This window comes from Micromonospora phytophila (genome assembly GCF_023656545.1).
Lineage (GTDB): Bacteria > Actinomycetota > Actinomycetes > Mycobacteriales > Micromonosporaceae > Micromonospora > Micromonospora phytophila.
Map to the genome: position 1 here is coordinate 1 of NZ_JAMOKF010000362.1, position 5,054 is coordinate 5,054.

Consider the following 5,054-nt stretch of genomic DNA (forward strand, 5'->3'; position numbering starts at 1 on the left):
TGCGGCCCGCCGACCGCCCACCGCCCACCGCCCGCGTGCGCCCCGGGCGACCGCTCGGCGACGCGTCCTTCGCCTGCCTGCCGCCCGTCGGTGCACCCGCACAGGCGCCCGGTCGATCACCCGGTGTCACCAAGGCTGCCGCGGTGGGAGGCCTGTCCCATCCCCTTTGCTCTGCACCCGCAGACGCGCCGCTCACCCTTCGTGTCCGGCGCGTGGGCGGGTGCAGAGCAAAGGGGCTGTAGACGTTCTGTCCACTGTCTGTGCCTGGCGCGTGCGTGGGCAGGGCAGAGGGGGCCAGGGCAGAGGGGCCAGGGCAGAGGCGACCAGGGCAGAGGCGACCGGGGCAGCGGCGACCGGGGCGGAGAGGGCCAGGGCAGAGGCGACCAGGGCAGCGGCGACCGGGGCGGAGGGGGCAGGGGCAGAGGGGCGCCGGGGCTGCCGAGGTGGACTGAGCGGGTCGCCGCCGGTCGGTCCGGAACGGCGGGTCAGACCTGGGCGGCGCCGAGTGCGGCGATCGCGCTGTCCAGGCGGTTCGCGTACGCCGCGGTGATCCCGCCCTCGCGGAGGCGGACCGCGACCTTCTCGCGCAGTCGGGCCACCGGCTCGGTCAGGTCCCCCTGGCCGGTGCGGGCCGCGTCGGTCACGTTGCGCAGCGCGTTGCGCAGGTCGAGGCCCACGTCGGAGCGGATGCCGCCGTCGTCGAGACCGGCGCCGATCAGCACGTCGAGCCGGTTGGCCGCCGCGACCAGGCTGTCCCGGGCGGGACGTGACCGGGTCGGCTCCGGCCCGCTGGACGGGGACGCCGCCGGAGACCCCACCCGTGGCGGCGAGGTGCCGGTCGGCGCCGGGGGAGAGGAGGGCGCGGTGGTCGGCTCCACAGTGGGCTGCGAGCGGGGTGGGGCGGAGTCGTCCTGGCGGAACGCGGGCACCGCCAGCGTCACCCCGGCCACCAGCACGACCGGCAGGATCAGCACCGGCCGCCGGGCCCGACCACGCCGGCGCTCCCGGTCGCGGCGTGCGCTGCGGGGCTTCCCGTCGTCCGGCGGTTCCTCGGCGGACGGGGGCACCGGCACCTGCTCCGGGGGCGTGACCGCCAGCAGGGTGACCGTCGGGGCGAGCATGGTGGCGGCCTGCGGGTCGGTCGGGAGGAGCTGGTCGCGCAGGGTCGTGGCGACCTGCCGGGCGGTGGGCCGCTCGGCCGGATCCCGGGCCAGGCAGCGCAGGCAGATCCGGGCCACCGTCGGCGGCAGCCCCGGCACGTCGGCCAGCGACGGCGGGGTGCCCTCGGCCAGCGCCGCGCTGAGCTGCTCCCAGGTGTCCGCCGGGTACGGCACCCGGCCCGTCAGCGCCTCGTGCAGCAGCACGCCCAGGGAGTAGACGTCGGTGGCCGGCTGCGCGGGCGCCCCGTCGAGGCGTTCCGGCGCCACGTACGCCGGCGTGCCGAAGGTGCCGCCGTCCTCGTCCTCGTCGGGCGCGCCGATCCGGGTGGCGATGCCGAAGTCGAGCACCTTCGCACCAGCCGAGGTCATCATCACGTTGGCCGGGGTGATGTCCCGGTGCACGATGCCGAGCCGGTGGGCGGCGGCGAGCGCGTCGGCGACCTGCGCGCCGACCTCCACCGCGTCGGCCCACGGCAGCGGCCCCTCGGTCAGCCGGAACTCCAGCTCCTCGCCGGCCAGCAGCTCCATCACCACGAACGAGGTGATCGAGCCGTCGGGCGCAACCGTCTCGCCGTAGTCGTGCACCGAGGTGACGTGCGGGTGGACCAGCTGCGCCGCCGCCCGGGCCTCCTCGCGCACCATGTCGCGGAACCGGGCGTCGGCGGCCAGCGACGGGGCGAGGACCTTCAACGCCACGACCCGGTCCAGCACCTCGTCCCGGGCCCGCCAGATCACCGACATGCCGCCCGCGCCGATCTGGTCGATGAGCCGGTACCTGCGGGCCAGCAACCGGCCGGGATGCAGCGCTGGCCTCACGGGATCGCACCTGCCTCGGGGTGGGAGCGGTATCAGGTTGCGCGAATGTGTCCGGCCTGTCAACGCCCGCCCGCCCGGGCCGTCCCCGGCCCGGGGCGGGGCCCGTGCCAGGATGAACCACATGGGGCGGGGACCGGTGGCGTTCGTGCTGGGGGGCGGGGGAGTCCTCGGCGCGGTCGAGGTGGGCATGCTGCGCGCCCTGTTCCGGGCCGGGATCCGACCCGACCTGGTGCTCGGCACGTCGATCGGGGCGGTCAACGGCGCGCTGGTCGCCGCCGACCCGTCCGAGGCGGTCACCGACCGCCTGGTCCGGCTCTGGGCCTCGCCCGAGGCGAGCGAGGTGTACGGCGACTCGGTGGCCCGGCAGCTGCGCCGGTTCGCCGCCCGTACCCACCTGCACTCGCCCCGCCCGCTGCGCAAGCTGCTGGAGAACGAGCTGGGCGCGGAGACCACCTTCGCCGACCTGCGGGTGCCGTTCCGCTGCTGCGCGGCCAACATCGAGCGGGCCGCCGAGCACTGGTTCGACAGTGGACCGCTGGTGCCCGCCGTGCTCGCCTCCGCCTCGGTGCCGGGGCTGCTGCCGCCGGCCCGGATCGGCGAGCATCACTACGTCGACGGGGGGATCGTCAACTCCATCCCGATCGGCGAGGCGGTCTCCCTCGGCGCCGCGCGGATCTTCGTACTTCAGGTGGGCCGGATCGAGCGGGAGCTGACCCCGCCCCGGCGGCCCTGGGAGATCGCCCAGGTCGCGTTCGAGATCGCCCGCCGGCACCGGTTCGCCCGGGAGCTGGCGGCCCTGCCCGACGAGGTGGAGGTGCACGTGCTCCCGACCGGCGGTTTGAACCCGCGCGACGACACCCCGTGGGCGTACCGGGACATGGCGGCGGTGGGGCGGCGGATCAGCCGCGCGTACACCGCCTCCCGGCACTACTTGGCCACCCAACTGGAGCATTGATGCCGCTGCCACCGCGGTGGATACGCCGGTCGCTGCTGGCTCCCGGCGTGGTGCTGCTCGCCGTCGTGGTGGTGACCACGGTGCCGGTCTGGGCGCTGCTCGGTCTGGCCCTCTCGCCGTTCGTCCCGGGCCGGCTGCGGCCGCTGCGCCTGCTCTGGATCGGCTGCGTCTACCTGGTCTGGGACGCTGCGGCGCTGCTCGCGCTCTTCGTGCTCTGGGTCGCCTCCGGCTTCGGCTGGCGCCGTCGGGCGCCGGCCTTCCAGCGTGCGCACTACCTGCTCGCCGGCTGGTTCCTGCGGGTGCTGTTCTGGCAGGCGCGGTGGACGCTGCGGCTGAGTATCGACGTGGTCGGCACCGACCCGGACACCGCGCTCCCCGGGCGGCCGGAGCTGGTGCTCTGCCGGCACGCCGGCCCGGGTGACTCGTTCATCCTGATCCACGCCCTGGTGAACTGGTTCAAGCGCGAGCCGCGGATCGTGCTCAAGGACAGCCTCCAGTGGGACCCGGCGATCGACGTGCTGCTCAACCGGCTGCCGAACCGGTTCCTCGCCCCCGGCCCGGACGGTCGTGGCTCGGTGACCGAGCAGATCGGGCACCTGGCCACCGGCCTGGACGACGACGACGCCTTCGTGATCTTTCCCGAGGGCGGGAACTTCACCCCGGGGCGCCGGCTGCGGGCCATCGCCCGGCTGCGGGCCCGGGGCCTGGAGCGGATGGCGCTGCGCGCCGAGCGGATGCGGCACGTGCTCGCCCCCCAGCCCGGTGGCCTGCTCGCGGCGCTGGAAGCGGCCCCGGACGCCGGCGTCATCTTCGTGGCGCACACCGGACTGGACCGGATGCTCACCGTCGCCGACGTGTGGCGGGAACTGCCGATGGACAAGCGGATCGTGATGCGCTTCTGGTCGGTGCCGCCGGAGGAGGTCCCGGCCGGCCGGCAGGAACGCATCGACTGGCTCTTCGACTGGTGGACGCGGATCGACACCTGGATCGCGGCCAACCGCGACGGCGCCGCGTAGGGTGCGGTCGTGGATCAGATCTGCGTGGTGACGACGGTGGTGGACGCGCGGTCGGTCGCCGACGTGCTGGCGGCCGCCGCGGTGGCCGGTCGGCTGGCGGCGTGCGCGCAGGTGGGCGGCCAGGTGGACAGCACCTACTGGTGGCGTTCCGGGGTGGAGACCAGCAGCGAGTGGTCGGTGCAGTTCAAGACGGCGCCGGACCGGCTGACCGCGCTGGTGGACCAGATCCGGGTCAGCCACCCGTACGAGGTGCCGGAGATCCTGGTGACCCGGGTGGAGAGCGGCGACCCCGGCTACGCCGCCTGGGTGCACGAGCACACCCGGCCCTGAGTACGCGCACTCTGGGCGGCTGAGCCGCGCCTGCCGAGACTGGCCCGGTGGAGAACACCGGCTATCCCTGTCCCGCCTGCGGCGCACCGGCCGACCTCGGCTCCGGCTGCTCCGGTTGCGGCCGGCCGCCGTACCCGGCCGCCGCGGAGGTGGTCCGGCTCGACCGGGAGATCGCCGCGCTCGGCGGGGAGGTCGAGCAGGCCCGCCGGACGTACCAGGGGCTCGCGGACCGGCTGGCGACGACCCGGCGGCGCCGGGCGGAGCTGGCGGCGACGATCCGGGCGCAGTTCCCCGGGCCCGCCGCGCGTCCCGCGCTCCCGGCGCACCCGCCGTCACCGGCCGGCTCGCCAGGGTGGCCCGGCCCGCTGCCGACGGCGCCGGTCCCGACGTCCAACACGGTCGGCGGGGTGGAGACGTCCACCCGGACGGTGCAGGGTCTGCTCTTCGTCCTCGGTGGACTGCTGCTCGGCACCGCGGCGGTGGTCTTCGCGGCGGTCGCCTGGGCCGCGGTCGGGGTCGCCGGCCGGGCGTTGATCCTGGCCGCGTTCACCGTGCTCGCCCTGGCCGCGCCGCTGGTGGCGACCCGACGAGGGCTGCGCGGCACCGCGGAGACCTTCGCCGCGGTGGGACTGCTGCTGGTGCTCCTCGACGGGTACGCCGCCTGGACGGTGGACCTGTTCGGCGTGGCCGGCTGGCCGGCCACCCGGTACGCCGCGCTGGTCGGGGGGGCCGGCGCGGCGGTCGCCGCCGGGTACGCCCGGCTCAGCGGGCTGGCCG

Annotated in this window: 4 protein-coding genes and 1 pseudogene; 4 read left to right on the forward strand and 1 reads right to left on the reverse strand. The window is 75.8% G+C overall.

Features of this window, described 5'->3' with window-relative positions; all coding sequences use genetic code 11:
- Nucleotides 1–485: 485 nt before the first annotated feature.
- Nucleotides 486–1,976, reverse strand: coding sequence for a serine/threonine-protein kinase (locus tag NCC78_RS27340; protein WP_250798064.1), 1,491 nt, complete (start codon nt 1,974–1,976; stop codon nt 486–488).
- 121 nt (nt 1,977–2,097) lie between these two features.
- On the opposite strand from NCC78_RS27340, the gene NCC78_RS27345 reads away from it, so the two are divergent.
- From NCC78_RS27345 to NCC78_RS27360, 4 genes and pseudogenes are all read left to right on the forward strand, one after another.
- On the forward strand, nt 2,098–2,931 hold the full coding sequence (locus NCC78_RS27345) for a patatin-like phospholipase family protein (RefSeq protein ID WP_250798065.1): 834 nt from the start codon (nt 2,098–2,100) through the stop codon (nt 2,929–2,931).
- Complete coding sequence (locus tag NCC78_RS27350; protein ID WP_250798068.1) at nt 2,931–3,947, forward strand: 1-acyl-sn-glycerol-3-phosphate acyltransferase; 1,017 nt, start codon at nt 2,931–2,933, stop codon at nt 3,945–3,947. The genes NCC78_RS27345 and NCC78_RS27350 overlap by 1 nt, the downstream gene beginning before the upstream one ends.
- A 9-nt stretch (nt 3,948–3,956) precedes the next feature.
- The gene (cutA, locus tag NCC78_RS27355; RefSeq protein ID WP_250798069.1) at nt 3,957–4,277 is read left to right on the forward strand and encodes a divalent-cation tolerance protein CutA; all 321 of its coding nucleotides are present in this window, start codon (nt 3,957–3,959) and stop codon (nt 4,275–4,277) included.
- Nucleotides 4,278–4,324: 47 nt separating this feature from the next.
- A pseudogene (locus tag NCC78_RS27360) lies at nt 4,325–5,054 on the forward strand (SCO7613 C-terminal domain-containing membrane protein); the annotation flags it as partial.